We start from the raw sequence: 20,064 nt of genomic DNA, 5'->3' as shown, positions 1-20,064 counted from the left end.
GGCCGGGCGGCGGTGGGGTCTGCGGGGGCTGCTGACCGTAGGGGTACTGCGGCGGCTGGGGCGGCGGAGGCATGGACACGCCAGCACGTTACTGCACCTGAGTGACGTTCAGGACGGGTCGGTGGCGGCTTCGATGGTCTCCCGCACCTCGGCCACCCGTTCCCGCTCCTCGGCGGCGAAGCGCTCCGCGTCCAGCCGCTCGGCGATCTCCTCGTCCTGGGTCATCAGCAGGTCGAGGCTGGAGTCGCCCATCTCGAACACGCCGAGGTCGACGTAGGCCTGCTGGAGCCGCTTGCCCCACAGGCCGATGTCCTTGACGCAGGGCACGATGCGGCTGAAGAGGAGCTTGCGGAAGAGCTGGAGGAACTCCGAGTTCTCGCTGATCCGCTCGGCCTCGGCGCGCGGGATGCCGAAGTTCTCCAGCACCTCGACACCGCGCAGCCGGTCGCGCATCAGGTAGCAGCCCTCGATGACGAACTCCTCGCGCTCACGCAGTTCGGCGTCGGTGAGCTGCCGGTAGTGGTCGCGCAGCGCCATGCGCCCGAAGGCGACGTGCCGGGCCTCGTCCTGCATGACGTAGGCGAGGATCTGCCGGGGCAGGGGCTTGTCGGTGGTGTCCCGGATCATGCCGAACGCGGCGAGGGCGAGCCCCTCGATCAGGACCTGCATGCCCAGGTACGGCATGTCCCAGCGGCTGTCGCGCAGGGTGTCGGCGAGCAGGGACTGCAGGTTGTCGTTGATCGGGTAGAGCATGCCGATCTTCTCGTGCAGGAAGCGGCCGTAGATCTCGGCGTGCCGGGCCTCGTCCATGGTCTGGGTCGCCGAGTAGAACTTGGCGTCCATGTCGGGCACCGACTCCACGATCCGGGCCGCGCAGATCATCGCGCCCTGTTCACCGTGCAGGAACTGGCTGAACTGCCAGGAGGCGTAGTGCTTGCGCAGTTCGCCCTTGTCCCGGTCGGTCAGCCGGTCCCAGTACGGGGTGCCGTAGAGGGACATCGCCTCCTCGGGGGTGCCGAGCGGGTCGTGCGGGTCGACCTCCAGGTCCCAGTCGATGCGCTTCTGCCCGTCCCACTGCTTGTCCTTGCCCTTCTGGTAGAGGGCGAGCAGGCGGTCGCGGCCCTCGTCGTACTCCCAGCTGAAGCGGGCCGCGCCGGACGCGGGCACCTGCCACGGGGAGCTTCCGGGACCGGCTGTGTACAGGTCGTGGCTCGGCATACCTCGCAGAGTCACACGTAGACGGTGAGTCAACAAGTCCTGCGCGGGGGATTGACGGCGTTGCTGACAGGCAGTCTCATAAGAGGCGGACGACGTACCCCCGGGTGACCAGGTGAGGGAGCCATGACGACGCTGACGGAAGCGGACGCGCTCGACGGACTGCGCGACGCGCTCGGCCTGCTCAAGGACCGCGAGCAGGTGGCCGAGAGGCTGCTCGCCTCTTCCGCCAAGCACTCCTTCGACCCCGACAAGGAGCTGGACTGGGACGCGCCCTTCGAGGAGGGCAAGTGGTTCTGGCCGCCGGAGCTGGTGTCCCTGTACGGCACCCCGATGTGGCGGCGGATGAGCGAGGAACAGCGGATCCTGCTCTCCCAGCACGAGGCCGCCGCGCTGGCCTCGCTCGGCATCTGGTTCGAGATCATCCTGATGCAGCTGCTGTGCCGGCACATCTACGACAAGGCGGCGACGAGCGCCCACGTGCGGTACGCCCTCACCGAGATCGAGGACGAGTGCCGGCACTCCAAGATGTTCGCGCGGCTGATCGAGCGCGGCGACGCGCCCTGGTACCCGGTGAGCCGGGCGCACCAGAACCTCGGACGCCTGTTCAAGACCATCTCCACGACCCCCGGTTCGTTCACGGCCACGCTGCTCGGCGAGGAGGTGCTGGACTGGATGCAGCGGCTGACCTTCCCCGACGAGCGGGTGCAGCCGCTGATCCGCGGGGTCACACGCATCCACGTGGTCGAGGAGGCCCGGCACGTGCGGTACGCCCGTGAGGAGCTGCGGCGCCAGATGCTGACGGCGCCGAAGTGGTCGCAGGAGTTCACCCGGGTCACCTCGGGCGAGTTCGCCCGGGTGTTCTCGGTCGCCTTCGTCAACCCCGACGTCTACACCAACGTCGGCCTGGACAGGCGCGAGGCGATGGCCCAGGTGAAGGCCAGCGGGCACCGGCGGGAGGTCATGCAGAGCGGGGCGAAGCGGCTGACGGACTTCCTGGACGACATCGGGGTCCTGCGGGGCGTCGGCCGGCGGCTGTGGCGCTCCTCGGGCCTCCTGGCCTGAAGGCCCGCCGTCAAGGCGCGTTCCGGCCGCGGGGCGACGGCCCGGGCGTGGGGAACGGCGTGATCGGCCACGACCGGCCGACACCGGGGACGACTACGCTGAACCCCATGACCCCCACCGTCCCGGCCTACCGCAGGCTGAGTGTCGAGGAGCGGCGGAGCCAGCTCCTCGACGCCGCGCTCTCCCTCTTCGCGCACCGCGCGCCGGAGGACGTCTCGCTGGACGACGTGGCCGAGGCGGCCGGGGTCTCGCGCCCGCTCGTGTACCGCTACTTCCCCGGCGGCAAGCAGCAGCTGTACGAGGCCGCGCTGCGGTCGGCCGCCGATGAGCTGCGCAAGTGCTTCGACGAGCCGCGCCGGGGCCCGCTGCTGCCCCGCCTGTCCCGGGCCCTGGACCGCTACCTGGCCTTCGTGGACGAGCACGACACCGGCTTCAGCGCACTGCTCCAGGGCGGCAGCGTGGTGGAGACGTCCCGGACGACCGCCATCGTGGACGGGGTGCGCCGGGCCGCCGCCGAGCACATCCTCGGCCACCTCGGCGTCCGCGACCCCGGTCCGCGGCTGCGCATGACCGTCCGCATGTGGATCACGGCCGTCGAGGCGGCCTCGCTGATCTGGCTGGACGAGGACAAGCAGCCCGAGACCGGCGAACTGCGCGACTGGCTGGTCGAGCAGTTCGTGGCGGTGCTCTCGGTGACCGCCGCCCGCGACCCGCAGACGGCGGCCCTCGTCGGCACGCTCGCCGGGGATGGCCGAGACTGAAGCCGTGAAGAGTCAGGACACCCCCTTCGAGGGCGGCCCCATGGACGGGCGCGTGCTGCCCGTCCTGCTGGGCATGACCGGCCACCCCCCGAAGACGTACCGCATCCCCGTCCCCGACGCGGCCGGCGGCCCGCCCACCGTGCTGGTCTACCGCCGCGTGCCCCGCGCGGTCAGCAAGCGGATCGGCGTGGTGCGGGGCTGGAAGTACCGGTTCGACCCCGAGGGCGGCAGCGGCGGCGGCCGGGTCAGATGGCCGTGGACCAAGGGGAACGCCACGCCGTCCGGCAAGCCGGACGGCCCGACCGGGTGAGAACGCTGCGCCGGACGGCGTACGCATGCTCCACACGGCACACCGACACGTCTGATTATCACCGTGCGGAAGCGGGCGGAGGGTCCGCCCGACCCGTACGGAGGTGATGACGTGTCAGGAATGCTGGTGCGCCTGGCCTGTACGGCCGCGGTGGCGGCCCAGGCGGTCCTCGCGCCCGTGCCCGCGGTCGCCGAACCCGCACCGCGGTCCGTCTCCGAACTGCTGACGGACCTTCAGCGGCTGTACCGGCAGGCCGAGCAGGCGACCGAGACCTACAACGCCACCGCGGAGCGGCTTCAGCGGCAGCAGGCCGAGGTGGCCCGGCTCGACGGTGAACTGGCCCGCGCCCGGCTCGCCCTGCAGGGCAGCCGCACCGACGCCGGACGCCTGGCCCGGCAGCAGTACCAGAGCAGCAGTGACTTCTCCGCCTACCTGCGGCTGCTGCTGGCCCGCGACCCGCAGCACGCGCTGGACGAGGGCCATGTCATCGGCCGGCTGGCCCGCGAGCGCGCCGAGACCATGACCCGGCTCACCGGGACCGAGCGCAAGCGGGACGAACTGGCCCGGGCGGCCCGCCGGGCGCTGGACGCCCGGCTCACCCTCGCCGGGCAGCAGAGGAAGCAGCGCGACGACGTGCGCTCACGCCTGGCCGACGTCGAACGGCTCCTCGCCACGCTCACGCCGGAGCAGCTGGCCGCGGTGGCCGGGCTGGAGCGGACCTCGGTCGCCGCCGCCCAGCGCGGGCTCACCGCCTCGGGCGCCCTCGGCGGTGACGACCGCCCGCCTTCCGGCGGGGGCGACCGGGCCGTCCGCTACGCCCTCGGCCAGGTCGGCAAGCCCTACCGATGGGGCGCCCAGGGCCCGGAGTCCTTCGACTGCTCGGGCCTGACGTCCCGGGCCTGGCAGCAGGCGGGCACCCCGATCCCCCGCACCAGCCAGGAGCAGTGGGCCCGGCTGAAGCGGGTCCCGCTGCGCGAGCTGCGCCCGGGCGACCTCGTCGTGTACTTCCCGGAGGCGACCCACGTGGCGATGTACGTGGGCAACGGCGAGGTCGTCCAGGCGCCGAGGCCCGGCGAGAAGGTGGAGGTCTCCCCGCTGGCGTCCTATCCGGTGCTCGGCGCCGTCCGTCCGGACGGCTCCGCCGCTCAGGCCCCGGCGACCGAGGCCAGGTAGGCGTCCGTGCGCTCCGGCTCGTAGAAGAAGTTCTCGAAGTCGGCCGGGTCGTCGAAGCCGTTGGCGAAGCGGTCGGCCACCGGCTGGAGCCCGCCCGCGGCGCCCAGCAGGTTCAGGACGTGCTCCGGCGGCGGCGCCAGCATGGCGTTCGTCCACTTGGTCACGTGCTGGGCGGTGGCCCAGTAGCGCTCGAAGGTGGCCCGCATCCACTCCTCGTCGAACGGCTCGTCTCCCCTTTCGAGGATGGAGCCGAGGTACGCGGCCGCGCACTTGGCTGCGGAATTCGAGCCCTGGCCGGTGATGGGGTCGTTGGCGACGACCACGTCGGCCACGCCGAGCACGAGTCCGCCGCCGGGCAGCCGGCCGACGGGGTTGCGGACGTTCGGCGCGTACCGGCCGGCCAGCGTGCCGCCGGCGTCGGTCAGTTCGACCTTGGTGGCCCGCGCGTACTCCCAGGGCGTGAACTTCTCCATGAGTTCCAGGGTCAGGGAGAGGTGCTCCGCCGGGTCCTTGACGCCGCCGAAGACGTCGAGCGGGCCGCCGGGTATGCCCTCCCAGAACAGGATGTCGGCGCGGCCGGACGTGGTGAGCGTCGGCATGACGAACAGCTCGCCGACCCCGGGGACCACGTTGCAGCGGACCGCGTCGAACTCGGGGTGCTCGGGGCGCGGGCCGAGTCCGTGGACGTAGGACACCGCCAGTGCGCGCTGCGGCTCGCTGTACGGGGAGCGCTCCGGGTCCCGGGCGAACATCGACACCAGCTCGCCCTTGCCGGCCGCGACCAGGACGAGGTCGTAGGCACGGGAGAAGTAGTCGAGGTCGCCGACCGCGGCACCGTGGATGACGAGCTGGCCGCCGCGCTGGGCGAAGGTCTCCATCCAGCCGGCCATCTTCACCCGCTGGTCGACCGACTGCGCGTACCCGCTCAGCCTGCCCACCCAGTCGATGGCCCGCTGGGTGGGCCCGGGGTCGTGCGAGCCGGGGGCCGCGACCGAGACGCCGAGCCCCTCGATCCTCGGAGCCTGGGACTCCCAGAAGTTCAGCTGAAGATCGCGCTCGTGCTGGAGCGCCGTGTCGAACATGCACTGCGTCGACATGACCCGGCCGGAACGGATCTCGTCCGCGGTCCGGTTCGACATCAGGGTGACCTCGTAGCCGTGGGACTGCAGGCCGAGGGCGAGCTGGAGACCGGACTGGCCGGCTCCGACGACGAGTATCTTCCGCATGCGGGTGAGGGCTCCTAACAGGGACTTACTCGGGGGTTTCGTCGAGCGCGTGGCCGACGAGGGCCAGGAGGGTCTCGATGGCCGAGATCCGGCGCCGCGCGTCCATGATCATGACAGGGATGTGGGCGGGGATGGTCAGCGCCTCGCGCACGTCCTCCGGCTCGAACAGCTCGCTGTCGTCGAAGTGGTTGACCGCGACGACGTACGGCAGTCCGCAGCTCTCGAAGTAGTCCAGGGCGGGGAAGCAGTCCTTCAGCCGGCGGGTGTCGGCCAGCACGACGGCCCCGATCGCGCCCCGCACCAGGTCGTCCCACATGAACCAGAACCGCTGCTGGCCCGGGGTGCCGAACAGGTACAGCACGAGGTCGTCGTCGAGCGTGAGGCGGCCGAAGTCCATGGCCACGGTGGTACTCAGCTTGCCGGGGGTGGCGGTCAGGTCGTCGGTGTCCTCGCTGGCCTCGGTCATCAGCGCCTCGGTCTGCAGCGGCGTGATCTCCGAGACGGTCGTGACCAGCGTGGTCTTGCCGACCCCGAAGCCCCCGGCCACCACTATCTTGGTGGCTATGGGGGCCCGGGTACGGTCCTGCTGCCAGGCTTTCAGGTCCTCGTCGGGCTCACGGAAGCCGGCGACGAGGGGGGCGACGCCGGTGGCGTCAGAGACGGCGGAGTCCACTCAGCACCCTTTCCAGCAGAGCGCGGTCCGGACGGCCGGTGCCGTGACCGGTTCCGGTGCCGTACACACGGATCTTTCCCTGGTCCGCGAGGTCGCTGATGAGGACGCGGACCACGCCGAGCGGCATCTTCAGCAGCGCGGCGATCTCGGCCACCGTGCGCATACGGCGGCACAGTTCGACGATGGCCCGCATCTCCGGCATCACCCGGCTGGAGAGCGGACTGTTCGTCAGTTCCTTGCGCTCCTCGGCGGCTTCCAGGGCGGCCGTGCTGCCCACGAACGTCTCCACGAGGAGGACGTGGCCGAAGCGGGTGCGGCCGCCGGTGAGCGAATAGGGGCGCACCCGGGCGGGTTTGCGGTCGCCGCCGCGCACGGGCAGTTTCCTCGCTGTGCCGCTCATCGGGCGCTCCCGGTCGACTCGGCCTCCAGGGACTTGCGCAGTTCGCTGCGGAGTTCCGGGGTCAGCACATGGCCGGCGCGGCCGACGAAGAGCGCCATGTGGTAGGCCACCACGCTCATGTCGCACTCCGCCGAGCCGTGCACCCCGAGCAGCGAGCCGTCGCTGATCGACATCACGAATAGGCTGCCCTCGTCCATCGCGACCATCGTGTGCTTGACCCCGCCGAACTCCATCAGCCGGGCGGCGCCGACGGTGAGGCTGCCGATGCCGGAGACGATGGTGGCGAGGTCGGCGGAGGAGCCACGCGGGCCCTTCGCCGGGCGGGCCCGACGGGACTGCTCGGTGTGGCCCGGGTCGGAGGACAGGAGCAGCAGGCCGTCCGAGGAGACCACGGCGACGGACTGGATGCCGGGGACCTCCTCGACCAGGTTGGTCAGCAGCCAGTGCAGGTTGCGGGCCTCACTGCTCAGTCCGAAGGTACTGGGCGCGGTCAACTGCTTGCCTCCTCGACTGTGCCCCCCGTGGCTTCTTCACTACGTTCCGCGGTCTCCGCCGCCACCTCGCGATAGCCGGCCTGTGCTCCCTGGCGGAAGCCGCCGAGCCTGCGGCGCAGTGCCTCGGCGTCCACGCCCGCGGCGCGCTGGCGGGGCGGTGCCGCCGGTGCGGTGATCCTGGGCGTGCGCTTGGGGAGGCCCTTGCTGGTGACCGGCTCCGCTTCGGCCGCGGACTCGTCGTCCTCGCCTGCGGCCGCCGTGCGCTTTCCGTCCCCGGCCGCGAGCGGTCCCCCCGGGGTGTCTCCGCCCTCGGCGGACACGGGGTCCGCGAGCTCGGGGAGGAGAAGTTCCATGGTCGTCTCGGCGGGCGTCTCCAGCGGCTGCTCCGGCCGGCCCGGCGGCTGCGCCGCGTCCGGTTCCGGCGCCCCGACGGCCCCTGCGTGCGGCTCGGCGGCCCGTGCGTGCGGCTCGGGCGTCCCGGCGGCACGGGTGTGCGGCTCCGGGGTCCCCACGGCATCGGCCCGTGGCTCCGGCTCCTCCGCCGCCCGGCTGTGCGGCTCGGGCTCCTCCGCGGGCCGGGCGTGCGGCTCGGGCTCGGCGGGCACCGGGGCGGGCTCGGCCGTCGTGCGCGCCGCCCGCTCCGCCAGCGCCACCAGTGGGTCGGTGTCCTTCGGGCGGGCGTGCAGGACGTTGGAGTTGACCTCGGCGTCGGCACCGGGCAGGGAGAAGGTCTGGGTGCTGTCCGGGCGCGTGACCGGGGGCGGCACCGCCACCGCCGGGGCCTCGGCGAGCAGGGACCGGGGCAGCACGACGACGGCCGCCACCCCGCCCTGCTTCTGCTCGCGCAGCTGGACGCGGATGCCGTGCCGGTGGGCGAGGCGGGCCACGACGTACAGGCCGAGGCCGAGGCCGGCCTCGCCCTCCTGGTCGTAGGGCGACTCGGGGTCGAAGTCGGCGAGGCGGGAGTTGAGGCGGTCGAGGCGGTCCCCCGCCATGCCGATGCCCTCGTCCTGCACGGACAGCATGACCTCGCCGGACTCCAGCAGCCAGCCGGAGATCTCGACGGGCAGGTCCGGCGGGGAGAACGAGGTGGCGTTCTCCATCAGCTCGGCGAGCAGGTGGGAGAGGTCGTCCGCGACGAAGCCCGCCAGATGGGCGTGCGGGGGCAGGGCCGCGATGCGGACGCGCTCGTAGCGCTCGATCTCGCTGACCGCGGCGCGGACCACGTCGACCAGCGGGACCGGGCCGTGGTGCTGCTGGACGTGCTCGGTGCCGGCGAGGACCAGCAGGTTCTCACTGTGGCGGCGCATGACCGTGGCGAAGTGGTCGAGCTTGAACAGGGTGGCGAGCCGGTCGGGGTCCTGCTCCCGGTCCTCCAGGCCCTCGATGACGGCCAGTTGCCGCTCGACCAGGCCGAGGGTGCGCAGGGCGAGGTTGACGAAGGTGCCGCCGATGCTGGTGCGCAGCCGCTCCAGCTGGGCGGCGGAGTCGGCGAGTTCGGCGCGCAGTTCCTCGCGGGCGTCGGCCATCCGCTGCCGCTGGCCGACCAGGTGCTTGCGGTCGGCCTCCAGCGTGGCCACGCGCTCGTACAGGGCGGCGGCGTGCGCGTGCAGGGCGTTGACCGAGCGGACGACCTGAGCGAACTCGTCGTTGCGGCCGGTGAAGGCGATCGGCTCCTGGGCCGCCGGGTCCTCGGCGCCGGCCAGCCGGGCCGAGCCGCGGCGCAGCACGGAGAGCGGCCGGGTGAGGGTGCGGGCCATGGCGGTGGCGATGCCCACGGCGACCAGCATGAGGGCGCCGAGGACGGCGACGCGGATCTCCAGCGCGGTGACGTCGTCGTCCCTGAGCCGCGCGAGGTCCTTGGTGCGGTGGTCGTAGAGCGCCGACTCGGCGCCGCGCATGAGGTCGACCCGGGCGGACAGGGCCGCGTCCAGCTTCTTGGTGCTGGTGGCCAGTTCGCCGCCGGTCAGGGAGGGCTGGTCGGTGAGGGCGGCCAGGTACTTGTCGGCGGAGTTGACCTCGGGCCCGGTGACCGTGGAGTCGTAGGAGGTCACGGACGCCTTGGGGGCCGTCTCCCGGAAGTCGGCGAGGGCCGCGTCGGAGCGCAGCCGGGCGAGCTGGGCGGCGGCGGTGAGCGCGTCGCGCTGCTTGCGGTCCGCGTCGGTCGTGGTGGTGCTCGTACTCGGCAGGCCGGTGGTGGGGTCGATGACCGTCTGCCGGGTGGACGGGACGTTGAGCGCGGCGAGCAGCAGGCCGCGGGCGGCCGCGGAGTCCTGGACGGCGGAGTCCAGTTCGGCGAGCGGGTGGACACCTGCGCCGGCCCGCGGGGGCAGCCGTTCGGCCAGTTCGTCGGCGAGCCGGTGCAGCGCGGTGATGGTGGCCGAGTACGCCTGGTGGGTGCGCAGCGCGTCGGTCTTGCCGGTGAGGGCGGACCGGCGGACGGCGGCGATGCCGTCGAGGTCGGCGCGCAGCCCGGCCGGGGTGTCGGTGTCGGCGCGCAGCTCCTCGACCTGGCGGTCGACGCGGGCGCTGCGGTCCTCGGAGGGCGCCTTGGACTTGGGGCGTCCGGCCGCGACGTAGGAGGTGACCTCGTCGCGTTCGTCGGCGAGCGAGTGGGCGAGCGCGAGCGCGTCCTCCGTGCGTCCGGCCAGCGTCACCAGGTCCTGGGAGTCGCTGAGGTCCTGGGAGGCGGCGAGCAGCGAGGGCGCCCCCGCTCCGGCGACGGCGGCGGCCACCACGGCCACGGCGACGATCAGCCGGGTGCGCACATGGGTGGGGCGGCCGGCGCCCACCGGGTCCTGCTGGGCGGCCCCATCTGGGGCCGTCTGCCTGCCTGTGCGCCGAGGCCGCTTCATCTGCACCGGTGCTCGCAATCCTGAACTCGTCTACCCATGGGCCCGGGTGGCGCCCCGTCGTCCGGGTCCTGGTGCCAAGTGGTGCGTACACCCGGTTCGTACGGTTCCCGACCCTCCCAGCGCCGGTGGGCAGTGGTCGCCCATCACCTGACCCGCCACCCGAAGGAGTGAACATCGAAGGGAAGTTGGCGGGCAAGTTCCAGCGGCCTGTGCGGGGCCGGTGCGCGGCGGGCCGGTTGGACGCGCGCGGCAGGCTTTGGCAATATTCGCCGCCACGTCTTCCCGGAGTGCTCCCATTACCCCGCATTACCCGCAAACCAGGCGGCTGACCTGGGCGGGCGCGCCAATTCGGCGGCGGTCGGCGGCATTCGCGGAGCCTGTGAAGGGCTCGTGCAGACTGGCTGGATGCGAACAGATCTCGTGTCGGAACCCGGTGACCCGAACCGCCCCAACGAGGACTTCGCCGGTGTCGGGCTACCCGCCTGCGGTCAGGGGGGTTGCGTGATCTTGCTTGACGGAGTGACGCCGCCGCGGGACGGCGCGGGCTGTCTGCACACGGTCCCCTGGTTCGTCGGACGGCTCGGCGGCACCCTGACCGAACTGACCGTTTCACGGCGAGATCTGACGCTCCCGGAGGTTCTCGCGAAGGCGATCGCCCGGACCGCGGAGGCCCACGCCGGCACCTGTGACCTTTCTCACCCGCGCACACCTCAGGCAACCGTGGCCCTGTCCCGCTGGTCGGACGCGTCCGTGGAGTATCTGGTGCTGTCGGACTCCGTGCTGCTGCTGCGGTCGCCCGGTGGCGCGGTGACCCCGGTGCTGGACGACCGGCTCGCCCGGCTGCCGCGTGCGGCGCTGGCCACCGACGCGCTGGTCGACACCCACCTGCGCAACAAGGAGGGCGGCTTCTTCACGGCGGCGGCCGATCCCTCGGTCGCGGCCCGCGCGGTCGTCGGCACCCTCCCCCGCGCCGAGGTCGGCGCCCTGGCCGCGCTGACGGACGGCGCGGCCCGCTGGACGGAGCGGTTCGCGGAGGGCGACTGGACGAAGCTGTTCGGGTTCCTCGCCGAGGAGGGTGCCCGCCGGCTCGTCGACCGGGTGCGCGAACTGGAGGCGGCCGACCGCGAGACGCGGGCGTTCCTCGGCCGCGCCAAGACGCACGACGACGCGACGGCGGTGTTCGTGGAGCTGTGAGGGCCGCGGGTGTGCGGGCCGCCGTGAGGGCCTGCCGGTCTAGCGCTCCATGACGTTGTTCAACCGGTGGATCAGCCGGGCGAGTTCCGCGACCTCGTGGCGGTCCCAGTGGGCGAGCTGGCGGACGTAGCGGGCGCGGCGGGCCTCGCGGACCTTGCCGACCCGGCCGCGGCCCTCGTCGGTCAGGGTCACCAGCCAGGCCCGCCCGTCCGCGGGGTCCGGCTCGCGGGCGATCAGGCCGAGCTCCTCCAGGGCGCGCAGCTGGCGGGACATGGTGGCCTTGCCGACGCCGATGTACGCGGCCAGCTCGGTGGCGCGCTGGCCGCCCAGCTCGTCGAGGCGGATGAGCAGGCCGTACGCGGAGGACTCCAGGTCGGGGTGGACCTCGCGGGCCATCTCGCCCTGGCTGGCCCGGGCGCGCCTGAGCAGCACCGTCAACTCGCGCTCCAGCGCCAGGAACTCCTGGTCTGCACCACTGGGCGTCGCCTGGCCGGCGGTGCCGGACGCACCGCCGTTTCCGTCCTCGTGCACGTCAGCACCCCTGCTCGGTTTCGCGGTCCTGAAAGTTTCTGTCAAACGTCGTCATTGCCGCAGCTCCGTAAGTATTTCGCAGGCGTAGACCAACGGCAGCATCCGGACCCTCTTCCCACGCCGTCATCTACGTGCGTAGCTTCTTCAGCAGGCAAGTAATGACATGACCACGCCAGTGAAGCAACGGTCACTTCGGTCACCCCACGCGCCCCCACCTCACTCCCCCCGGAGACACGTCATGCCCGTGCCCAGACCCGGATTCCTCCGGCCACGCCCGCTCGCCGTCCTCCTCACGGCCCTGCTGTCGGCGCTCGCCCTCTCCGTCTCCCTGACCACCGCCCGGGCCGCGACCGCGCCCGGCCGGGGTACCGCCTACATGGGCATGGGAGTCCTCGCCCACGACGGACGGAACGGCACCCCCACCACTGGTGACGTCACCCAGACCGAGGGCGTCGACGTCGCCGGGTACCAGGGCAACGTCGCCTGGAGCACCCTGTGGAACAGCGGCGTCCGCTGGGCCTACACCAAGGCCACGGAGGGGACGTACTACACGAACCCCTACTTCGCCCAGCAGTACAACGGCTCGTACAACGTCGGCATGATCCGCGGCGCGTACCACTTCGCGACCCCCGACACCACGAGCGGCGCCACCCAGGCCAACTACTTCGTGGACCACGGCGGCGGCTGGTCCCGGGACGGCAGGACGCTGCCGGGCGTGCTGGACATCGAGTGGAACCCGTACGGCGCCGCCTGCTACGGCAAGACGGCGAGCGGGATGGTGAGCTGGATCGCGGACTTCCTCAACACCTACAAGGCGCGCACGGGCCGGGACGCCGTCATTTACACGGCGACCAGCTGGTGGACCCAGTGCACCGGCGACTACGGCGGTTTCGCCGGGAACAACCCGCTGTGGATCGCCCGCTACGCCACGGACCCCGGAACCCTGCCGGCGGGCTGGGGGTACTACACGATGTGGCAGTACACCTCGTCGGGCCCGACGGTCGGCGACCACGACAAGTTCAACGGCGCCCTCGACCGGGTGCAGGCACTGGCCAACGGTTAGTCCCCTCGCGTATCGCCGCGTTCTCGCGCCGCTGCCGCGCGGGCTTGCGTTGGTGCTCCGCGCCGGCCGGGATCATGCTGGTCAGGAGAGCCTGCCGAGCAAGGGCGAGATGAGCGGCGATGGAGCGACACTCGACGTACACGGCCACGGCCACCATCGATGAGCAGGGCATCCTGACCAGCTGGAGCGAGGGTGCCCGGCAACTGCTCGGCTACGAGTCCTCGGCGGTCGTCGGACGCCCCGCCACCGCACTGCTCGCCGCCGAGGGCGGGGCCGCCCGGCGGGCCCTGGCCGGACGCGACCGGTGGAACGGCACCGTGCCGCTGCGGCACCGGGACGGCCACCGCGTGGAGCAGGGCCTGCTCGCCCACCGCCGCACCTCCGACACCGGGGCCGCCGACTGGCTCGTGGTGTCCGCCGTGGGCGACCGGCCGCAGCCGCCCCGGGGTGAGCCCCTGGAGGAGTGGACCTTCATCCAGTCGCCGTTCCCGCTGGCCATCTTCGACACCGAACTGCGCCTGCTGCGCGCCAACCGCCGTCTGGAGCGCGCCCTGTCGCTGCCCGAGGCGGCGATGCGCGGACTGCACCTGGCCCACATCGCCCCAGGCCGGGCCAGCGACGACGCCGACCTCACGATGCGCGAGGTGGTGGAGAGCGGCGAGCCGCGGGAGCTGCGGACCGGCGTCGGCGCGGGACTCGGCCCGCCCACCGTCCTCACCCCGCTGAAGGACGGCACCGGCAAGGTGCGCGCCGTCTGCCTCGCGGCGCACCGGCGCGCCGCGGACACCACCGTCCGGCGGGACGAGGGGGACGCCGACACACGGGTCGGCACCGCCCCCGACCTGCGGCACACCGCGCAGGAGCTGGCCGACGCCACGGTCCCCCGGCTCGCCGACTTCATGGCCGTGGACCTGCTCGACGCCCCCCGCGGCCGCGCCGAGCCCGGCGACTCCACGGCGAGCCCGCTCGTCCTGCGCCGTGCCGCCGTCCGGGCCGTACCCGACGGCGACGGGCCCACCCCCGGGGCCCGGGTGGGCGAGGCGACCGCCTACGAACCGGGCTCACCCCCCGCGGACTGCCTCATCTCCGGCCAGGCCGTCCTCTACGCCACCTCGGACCCGGTGGTCGCGGGATGGGCGGCCGTCGACCCGGCGGCCGCCTGGCTGCACGCCTACGGCGCCCACTCGCTGATGGTGGTCCCGGTACGGGCCGAGGGCAGCACGCTCGGCGTCGCGCTGTTCGGGCGCCACCGGCGGCGCGAGCCGTTCGGCCCGGAGGACCTACGGCTGGCCGAGGACCTCACCGCGAAGGCGGCCACCGGCCTGCGCAGCGGCCGCCGTGCCGCCCGGGCCCGCACCACCACCATGTCCCTGCAACGCAGCCTGCTCCCGCACACCCTGCCCGAACAGGCGGCCCTGGAGATCGCCACCCGCTATCTGCCCGCGGCCACCCGGGCCGGTGTCGGCGGCGACTGGTTCGACGTGATCCCGCTGTCCGGGGCGCGGGTCGCGCTGGTCGTCGGCGACGTCGTCGGCCACGGCATCCGGGCCTCGGCCACCATGGGACGGCTGCGCACCGCCGTGCGCACCCTGGCCGACGTCGACCTGCCCGCCGACGAACTGCTCACCCACCTCGACGACCTCGTGCTGCGGCTGGCGGCGGACGAGGGCAGCGCCGACCCGGCCGCGGAGACCGCCGGGGGCATCGGCACCACCTGCCTGTACGCGGTCTACGACCCGGTCTCGCGCCACTGCACGCTCGCCCGGGCCGGCCACCCGCCGCCCGCCGTGGTCACCCCGGACGGCGCCGTCCGCTTCCTGGACGTGCCCGCCGGGCCGCCGCTCGGTCTCGGCGGGCTGCCGTTCGAGGCGTTCGAGACCGAACTGCCCGAGGGCAGCCTGCTCGCCCTGTACACCGACGGGCTGCTCGAAGCACGCGAGCACGACATCGACGAGGCGCTGGACAAGATGTTCGCGGCGCTGGTGCGCCCGGCCCCGAACCTGGACTCGGTCTGCGACCGGGTGCTCACCGAGCTGCTGAGCCACCGCCCCGAGGACGACATCGCCCTGCTCGTCGCCCGCACCCGGGCGCTGCACGCCGACCGGGTCGCCTCCTGGGAGCTGGAAAGCGAGTTCGCCGTGGTGGCCCGGGCCCGCAAGCACACGAACGAGCAGCTCAGCACCTGGGGACTCGAGGACGCCGCGTTCACCACCGAGCTGATGGTCAGCGAACTGGTCACCAACGCCATCCGCTACGGCCGTCCGCCCATCCAGCTCCGTCTCATCCACCAGGACTCCAAGCTGATCTGCGAGGTCTACGACTCCAGCGGGACCACCCCGCACATGCGGCGCGCCCGGATCTTCGACGAGGGCGGCCGGGGCCTGCTGCTGGTCGCGCAGCTCGCCGAACGCTGGGGCACCCGGCACGACCGGGTCGGCAAGACCGTGTGGGCGGAGCAGTCGCTGCCCGGGCGCTGACGCGACCGACCGGAACTACGCCGGTCCCCCGAGGACGGGGGCGGCCCAGGCGGGCGGCTCGGGCACCGCGGGGACGGCCGGGCGGACCGGCTGGGCCGGGCCGACCGGCTCCGAGGACTCGACCCGCTCCGAGGACTCCATCGGTTCCGAGGGCTCCACCGGCTCCGAGGGCTCGACCCGCTCCGAGGGCTCCCCCGGCTTCAAGGGCTCGACCGGCCGCGCGCGGGCGTCCACCAGCGTCGGGGTGCGTTCCCGGTGGGCGGGGCCGGCCACGGCGGCGCGCAGGGCGGCGACGAACTCCAGACAGGAGCCGTAGCGGTCGTCCGGGGCCTTGGCCAGCGCCCGGCTCAGGACGTCGTCGACGGCCGGCGGCAGCCCGGGCCGTTCCGCGCTGAGCGGGGGCGGCGGGTCGTACTGGTGCGCCCACAGCAGTTCGAGGTCGTCCTCGCGCCGGAAGGGCGGGGCGCCCGCGAGGGTCTCGTGGACGACGCAGGCCAGGCTGTACAGATCCGACCGGCCGTCCACGGGGCGGCCCGCGACCCGCTCGGGCGCCACGTAGTCGAGGGTGCCGACGAACTCGCCCGCCGTGGTGAACCCGGTGAGCGACAGCGACTTCTTCGCCAGCCCGAAGTCGGTCAGGTAGACGTGCTCGGGGTGGTCGCTGTCGACACCCTTGGCGACCAGGACGTTGCCGGGTTTGACGTCCCGGTGCACCAGGTCTCGTTCGTGGGCCGCGTCGAGCGCGGACGCCAGCTGGGCGGCGATGCGCAGCGCGGCCGGCACGGGGAGCGGGCCGTCACGGTCGAGCACGGCGCGCAGGTCGAGCCCGTGGACGTAGCACATCGCGATGTACAGGATCCCGTCCGTCTCGCCGGCCTCGAAGACGGGGACGATGTGGGGGTGCTCGATGGCGGCCGCGATCCGGGACTCCTGGGTGAAGCGGCGGCGGAAGGCCTCGTTGCGGGTGTACTCGGGGGCGAGCAGCTTGAGGGCGACCGTACGGCCCAGGCGCAGGTCCTCGGCGCAGTAGACGACGGCCATGCCGCCGTGGCCCAGCTCGCGCACCACGCGGTAGCCGGCGATCTCCGTCCCGATCGGGCCGGAGGGCTGGAGCGCCTGCCCACTCACCCCCGAATTCTATCGATCCGGGCCGGGCGCGCGCTCGCTCACCCGCGCCCGGGCCACCGCCGCGCGGGTCACGGCGGGGCGAAGGCCCGGGCCTCCCTCACGGGACCCGGGCCTCGCCTCGTCCGGCGGCGTCCGTCACGCCGCCACCGGAACCTCCGGCGCCGCGTCGCTCGTCGCGGGCGCGAGCGCCAGTTCCAGGACCTGGCGGACGTCGGTCACGGCGTGGACGTCGAGCTTGTCCAGCACCTCGGCCGGGACGTCGTCCAGGTCGGGTTCGTTGCGCTTGGGGATGATCACGGTGGTCACCCCGGCGCGGTGGGCGGCGAGCAGCTTCTGCTTCACCCCGCCGATGGGGAGCACCCGGCCGGTCAGCGAGACCTCGCCGGTCATCGCCACGTCCGTGCGCACCAGCCGGCCGGAGAGCAGCGACGCGAGGGCGGTGGTCATGGTGATGCCCGCGCTCGGCCCGTCCTTCGGGACCGCGCCCGCCGGGAAGTGGATGTGCACGCCCCGGTCCTTCAGGTCGGCGACCGGCAGCTCCAGTTCGGCGCCGTGGCTGCGCAGGAAGCTCAGGGCGATCTGCGCCGACTCCTTCATCACGTCGCCGAGCTGGCCGGTCAGGGTCAGTCCGGCCGCGCCCGTCTCCGGGTCGGCCAGGGACGCCTCGACGAAGAGGACGTCGCCGCCGGCCCCGGTGACCGCGAGGCCGGTCGCCACGCCCGGTACGGACGTCCGGCGCTCGGCCGGGTCCTGGGCGGACTCGGGCACGTGGTGCGGGCGGCCGATCAGCGCGCGCAGGTCCTCGTCCCGGACGGTGAACGGCAGCTCGCGCCGGCCGAGTTCGTGCTGGGCCGCGACCTTGCGCAGCAGCCGCGCGATGGACCGCTCCAGGGTGCGCACGCCCGCCTCGCGGGTGTACTCCCCGGCGAGCTTGCGCAGGGCGCTCTCGTCGAGGGAGACCTCGTCCCCGGCCAGGCCCGCCCGCTCCAGCTGACGCGGGAGCAGGTGGTCACGGGCGATGACGACCTTCTCGTCCTCGGTGTATCCGTCCAGTCGCACAATCTCCATACGGTCGGCGAGGGCCTCCGGGATTGCTTCCAGGACGTTGGCGGTGGCGAGGAAGACGACGTCGGACAGGTCCAGCTCCACCTCCAGGTAGTGGTCCCGGAAGGTGTGGTTCTGCGCCGGGTCCAGCACCTCGAGCAGCGCCGCCGCCGGGTCGCCGCGGTAGTCGGAGCCCACCTTGTCGATCTCGTCGAGCAGGACCACCGGGTTCATCGACCCGGCCTCCTTGACGGCGCGGACGATCCGGCCGGGCAGCGCGCCGACGTAGGTGCGGCGGTGACCGCGCACCTCGGCCTCGTCGCGGACGCCGCCGAGGGCGACCCGGACGAACTTGCGCCCCATGGCGTGCGCGACGGACTCGCCCAGGCTGGTCTTGCCGACGCCGGGCGGGCCGACGAGCGCGAGCACCGCGCCGCCGCGCCGGCCGCCGATGACGCCGAGGCCGCGCTCATCGCGCCGCTTGCGCACGGCCAGGTACTCGGTGATGCGCTCCTTGACGTCCTCCAGGCCCGCGTGCTCGGCGTCCAGGACCGCCTTGGCGCCCTGGATGTCGTAGGAGTCCTCGGTCCGTGTGTTCCACGGCATCTCCAGGACGGTGTCCAGCCAGGTGCGGATCCAGGAGCCCTCCGGCGACTGGTCGGAGGCGCGCTCCAGCTTGTCGACCTCCTTGAGGGCGGCCTCGCGGACCTTCTCCGGCAGGTCGGCGGCCTCGACGCGGGCGCGGTAGTCGTCGGACTCCTCGCCGTCCTGGTCGCCGTTCAGCTCGCGCAGTTCCTTGCGCACGGCCTCCAGCTGACGCCGCAGCAGGAACTCGCGCTGCTGCTTGTCGACGCCCTCCTGGACGTCCTTGGCGATGGTCTCGGCGACGTCCTGCTCGGCGAGGTGGTCGCGCAGTTGCCGGGTGGCGGCCTTGAGCCGGGCCACCGGGTCGGCGGTCTCCAGCAGTTCCACCTTCTGCTCGGTGGTCAGGAACGGCGAGTACCCGGCGTTGTCGGCGAGCGCGGAGACGTCGTCGATGGCCTGGACGCGGTCCACGACCTGCCAGGCGCCGCGCTTCTTCAGCCAGCTCGCGGCGAGGGCCTTGTACTCCTTGACGAGGTCCGCGACCTGGCCGGGCAGCGGGTCGGGCACGCTGTCGTCGAGTCGGGTGCCCTCGACCCACAGCGCGGCGCCCGGTCCCGTCGTGCCGGCGCCGATCCGTACCCGGGCGCGGCCGCGGATCAGGGCACCCGGGTCGCCGTCGGCCAGCCTGCCGACCTGCTCGACCGTGCCCAGCACACCCGTACCGGCGTACGTGCCGTCGACGCGTGGGACCAGCAGCACCCTGGGCTTGCCGGGTTCGGACCGGGCGGCGGCCTGGGCGGCCTCCACCGCGGCGCGCACCTCGGCGTCGTTCAGGTCCAGCGGAACCACCATCCCGGGCAGCACGACCTCGTCGTCGAGCGGCAGCACGGGCAACACGAGCGTGAACGCCGTGGACTCAGCAGCCATGATCTCCCCTTAGGCAGTCAACTTGAGCTATGCCGACTCAATGCACGGCGGGACGCGAATGTTCCCCCGGGGCTGTTCGCCGTGAGCGATCACGGGCGGAGGGCGGCGTTCCGGCAGGCCGGAGGGGGGTGACGGGTCGTCGGCGGTACGGCGCCGCGCCTCGCGGGGAGTTCAGGCGCGGGCCGGCCGACGCCGCACCCAGGGCCAGGTGGCGACGCCGATCGCGAGGGCGATCAGGTGGCCCCAGTCGGTCATCGGGTCCCGGGAGGCGGCCAGGTCGCCGATGAGCATGCCCGCGACCAGGGTGAGCAGGGGCCGGCGCAGCCTGGGGGCGAGCAGGCCGGCCAGCGCGCCGACGCAGGCGGCGACGCCGAAGCTGATGCCGTAGTCGAGGCGGTGCAGCGAGGTGTCCGGCAGCCGGCCGGACAGCACCGCGAGACCCACCGGGACCTCCGTGGCGAGGGTGGCCAGGACGTGCCCGGCCAGGAACACCCCGGCGGCCCGGGCCGCGCCCACCCGCCGCTCCAGGGCACTGAGCACCAGCACGAAGGCGGTCGCGTACGGCGAGAGGACACCGCCCGCGATCCACAGCGCGCTGGCCAGGAGCGCCAGGAGCGGTGTGCGCACCAGGTGGGCGACGTCGGTGCTGGAAGCCTGCTGGAGCGCGTGCACGAGCGCGGGGTCGGCGAGCGCCGCCACCAGCGAGGTGACGGCGAGGGCGGCCGTGTAGGCGAAGGTGAACGGCGTGCCGGTGGGCGTGGGCAGAAGGTGCCGGGGCCGGACGCGGCGCAGCCGGGAGAGCGCGGCCGTGCGCGGCCCGGCGATCTCGGCCGGGACCCGCGCCTCGCGCTGCCGCGGGACGCCACCGAGCGGCCCGGTGATGTCCGGGACGGGCCGCGGGCGGGCGCGTCCGGCGGGAAGGGGGGCGCCCGGGGGCCTGGAC

17 protein-coding genes are annotated in these 20,064 nt (G+C 73.3%); 7 read left to right on the top strand and 10 right to left on the bottom strand.

Translation table 11 applies throughout. The features are described from left to right. Positions 1-108: 108 nt before the first annotated feature. Positions 109-1,218, bottom strand: a complete 1,110-nt coding sequence (locus V7E45_RS26380; protein ID WP_333776695.1) for a ferritin-like domain-containing protein — start codon at positions 1,216-1,218, stop codon at positions 109-111. A 123-nt stretch (positions 1,219-1,341) separates the two neighbouring features. Here V7E45_RS26380 and V7E45_RS26375 point away from each other — a divergent pair, with 123 nt between their 5' ends. The 4 genes from V7E45_RS26375 (at position 1,342) to V7E45_RS26360 (ending at position 4,524) form a co-directional block, all read left to right on the top strand. Then, positions 1,342-2,280: an AurF N-oxygenase family protein gene (locus V7E45_RS26375; protein ID WP_333776694.1), complete on the top strand. Its 939-nt coding sequence runs from the start codon at positions 1,342-1,344 to the stop codon at positions 2,278-2,280. Positions 2,281-2,387: 107 nt separating this feature from the next. Further along, positions 2,388-3,041 carry a TetR/AcrR family transcriptional regulator gene (locus V7E45_RS26370; RefSeq protein WP_333776693.1) on the top strand — a complete coding sequence of 218 codons (654 nt, stop codon included), beginning with the start codon at positions 2,388-2,390 and terminating at the stop codon, positions 3,039-3,041. Beyond that, a complete protein-coding gene (locus tag V7E45_RS26365; protein WP_333776692.1) occupies positions 3,028-3,351 on the top strand; it encodes a hypothetical protein in 324 nt (107 codons plus the stop codon). Before V7E45_RS26370 ends, V7E45_RS26365 begins: the two co-directional genes overlap by 14 nt. A 111-nt stretch (positions 3,352-3,462) precedes the next feature. Further along, positions 3,463-4,524 carry a C40 family peptidase gene (locus tag V7E45_RS26360; RefSeq protein ID WP_333776691.1) on the top strand — a complete coding sequence of 354 codons (1,062 nt, stop codon included), beginning with the start codon at positions 3,463-3,465 and terminating at the stop codon, positions 4,522-4,524. Here the strand turns inward: V7E45_RS26360 and V7E45_RS26355 are convergent. Genes V7E45_RS26355 through V7E45_RS26335 form a run of 5 tightly spaced genes read right to left on the bottom strand, consistent with a single transcriptional unit; the run spans position 4,497 to position 10,178 of the window. Continuing rightward, complete coding sequence (locus V7E45_RS26355) at positions 4,497-5,750, bottom strand: styrene monooxygenase/indole monooxygenase family protein (protein ID WP_333776690.1); 1,254 nt, start codon at positions 5,748-5,750, stop codon at positions 4,497-4,499. The genes V7E45_RS26360 and V7E45_RS26355 overlap by 28 nt on opposite strands. A gap of 25 nt (positions 5,751-5,775) precedes the next feature. Next, a complete protein-coding gene (locus V7E45_RS26350; protein ID WP_333776689.1) occupies positions 5,776-6,423 on the bottom strand; it encodes a GTP-binding protein in 648 nt (215 codons plus the stop codon). Beyond that, positions 6,404-6,823: a DUF742 domain-containing protein gene (locus V7E45_RS26345; protein ID WP_333776688.1), complete on the bottom strand. Its 420-nt coding sequence runs from the start codon at positions 6,821-6,823 to the stop codon at positions 6,404-6,406. Before V7E45_RS26345 ends, V7E45_RS26350 begins: the two co-directional genes overlap by 20 nt. Then, complete coding sequence (locus V7E45_RS26340; protein WP_319149048.1) at positions 6,820-7,317, bottom strand: roadblock/LC7 domain-containing protein; 498 nt, start codon at positions 7,315-7,317, stop codon at positions 6,820-6,822. Before V7E45_RS26340 ends, V7E45_RS26345 begins: the two co-directional genes overlap by 4 nt. Beyond that, positions 7,314-10,178: a sensor histidine kinase gene (locus V7E45_RS26335; RefSeq protein ID WP_333776687.1), complete on the bottom strand. Its 2,865-nt coding sequence runs from the start codon at positions 10,176-10,178 to the stop codon at positions 7,314-7,316. Before V7E45_RS26335 ends, V7E45_RS26340 begins: the two co-directional genes overlap by 4 nt. Before the next feature lie 399 nt (positions 10,179-10,577). Here V7E45_RS26335 and V7E45_RS26330 point away from each other — a divergent pair, with 399 nt between their 5' ends. Then, positions 10,578-11,366: a hypothetical protein gene (locus V7E45_RS26330; protein WP_333776686.1), complete on the top strand. Its 789-nt coding sequence runs from the start codon at positions 10,578-10,580 to the stop codon at positions 11,364-11,366. 39 nt (positions 11,367-11,405) lie between these two features. Here V7E45_RS26330 and V7E45_RS26325 read toward each other — a convergent pair whose 3' ends face one another. Then, positions 11,406-11,897, bottom strand: a complete 492-nt coding sequence (locus V7E45_RS26325) for a MarR family winged helix-turn-helix transcriptional regulator (RefSeq protein WP_333776685.1) — start codon at positions 11,895-11,897, stop codon at positions 11,406-11,408. A 238-nt stretch (positions 11,898-12,135) separates the two neighbouring features. Between V7E45_RS26325 and V7E45_RS26320 the strand changes: the two genes are divergently transcribed. Both V7E45_RS26320 and V7E45_RS26315 read left to right on the top strand, forming a co-directional pair. Beyond that, positions 12,136-12,960, top strand: a complete 825-nt coding sequence (locus tag V7E45_RS26320; RefSeq protein ID WP_333776684.1) for a lysozyme — start codon at positions 12,136-12,138, stop codon at positions 12,958-12,960. A gap of 119 nt (positions 12,961-13,079) precedes the next feature. After that, positions 13,080-15,437 (top strand): ATP-binding SpoIIE family protein phosphatase, encoded by a 2,358-nt coding sequence (locus tag V7E45_RS26315; protein ID WP_333776683.1) that lies wholly within the window; start codon positions 13,080-13,082, stop codon positions 15,435-15,437. Between the two features lie 15 nt (positions 15,438-15,452). Here V7E45_RS26315 and V7E45_RS26310 read toward each other — a convergent pair whose 3' ends face one another. The 3 genes from V7E45_RS26310 to V7E45_RS26300 all read right to left on the bottom strand — a co-directional run. Next, positions 15,453-16,565: a serine/threonine-protein kinase gene (locus V7E45_RS26310; protein ID WP_333776682.1), complete on the bottom strand. Its 1,113-nt coding sequence runs from the start codon at positions 16,563-16,565 to the stop codon at positions 15,453-15,455. Between the two features lie 135 nt (positions 16,566-16,700). Further along, positions 16,701-19,121, bottom strand: coding sequence for an endopeptidase La (lon, locus tag V7E45_RS26305; protein WP_333776681.1), 2,421 nt, complete (start codon positions 19,119-19,121; stop codon positions 16,701-16,703). 171 nt (positions 19,122-19,292) lie between these two features. Next, a partial coding sequence (locus V7E45_RS26300) for a rhomboid-like protein (RefSeq protein ID WP_333776680.1) occupies positions 19,293-20,064 on the bottom strand: 772 nt, incomplete at its 5' end.

The organism is Streptomyces sp. IBSBF 3136 (assembly GCF_036815105.1).
Taxonomy (GTDB): Bacteria; Actinomycetota; Actinomycetes; order Streptomycetales; family Streptomycetaceae; genus Streptomyces.
This window is presented reverse-complemented; position numbering and strand designations above follow the sequence as displayed.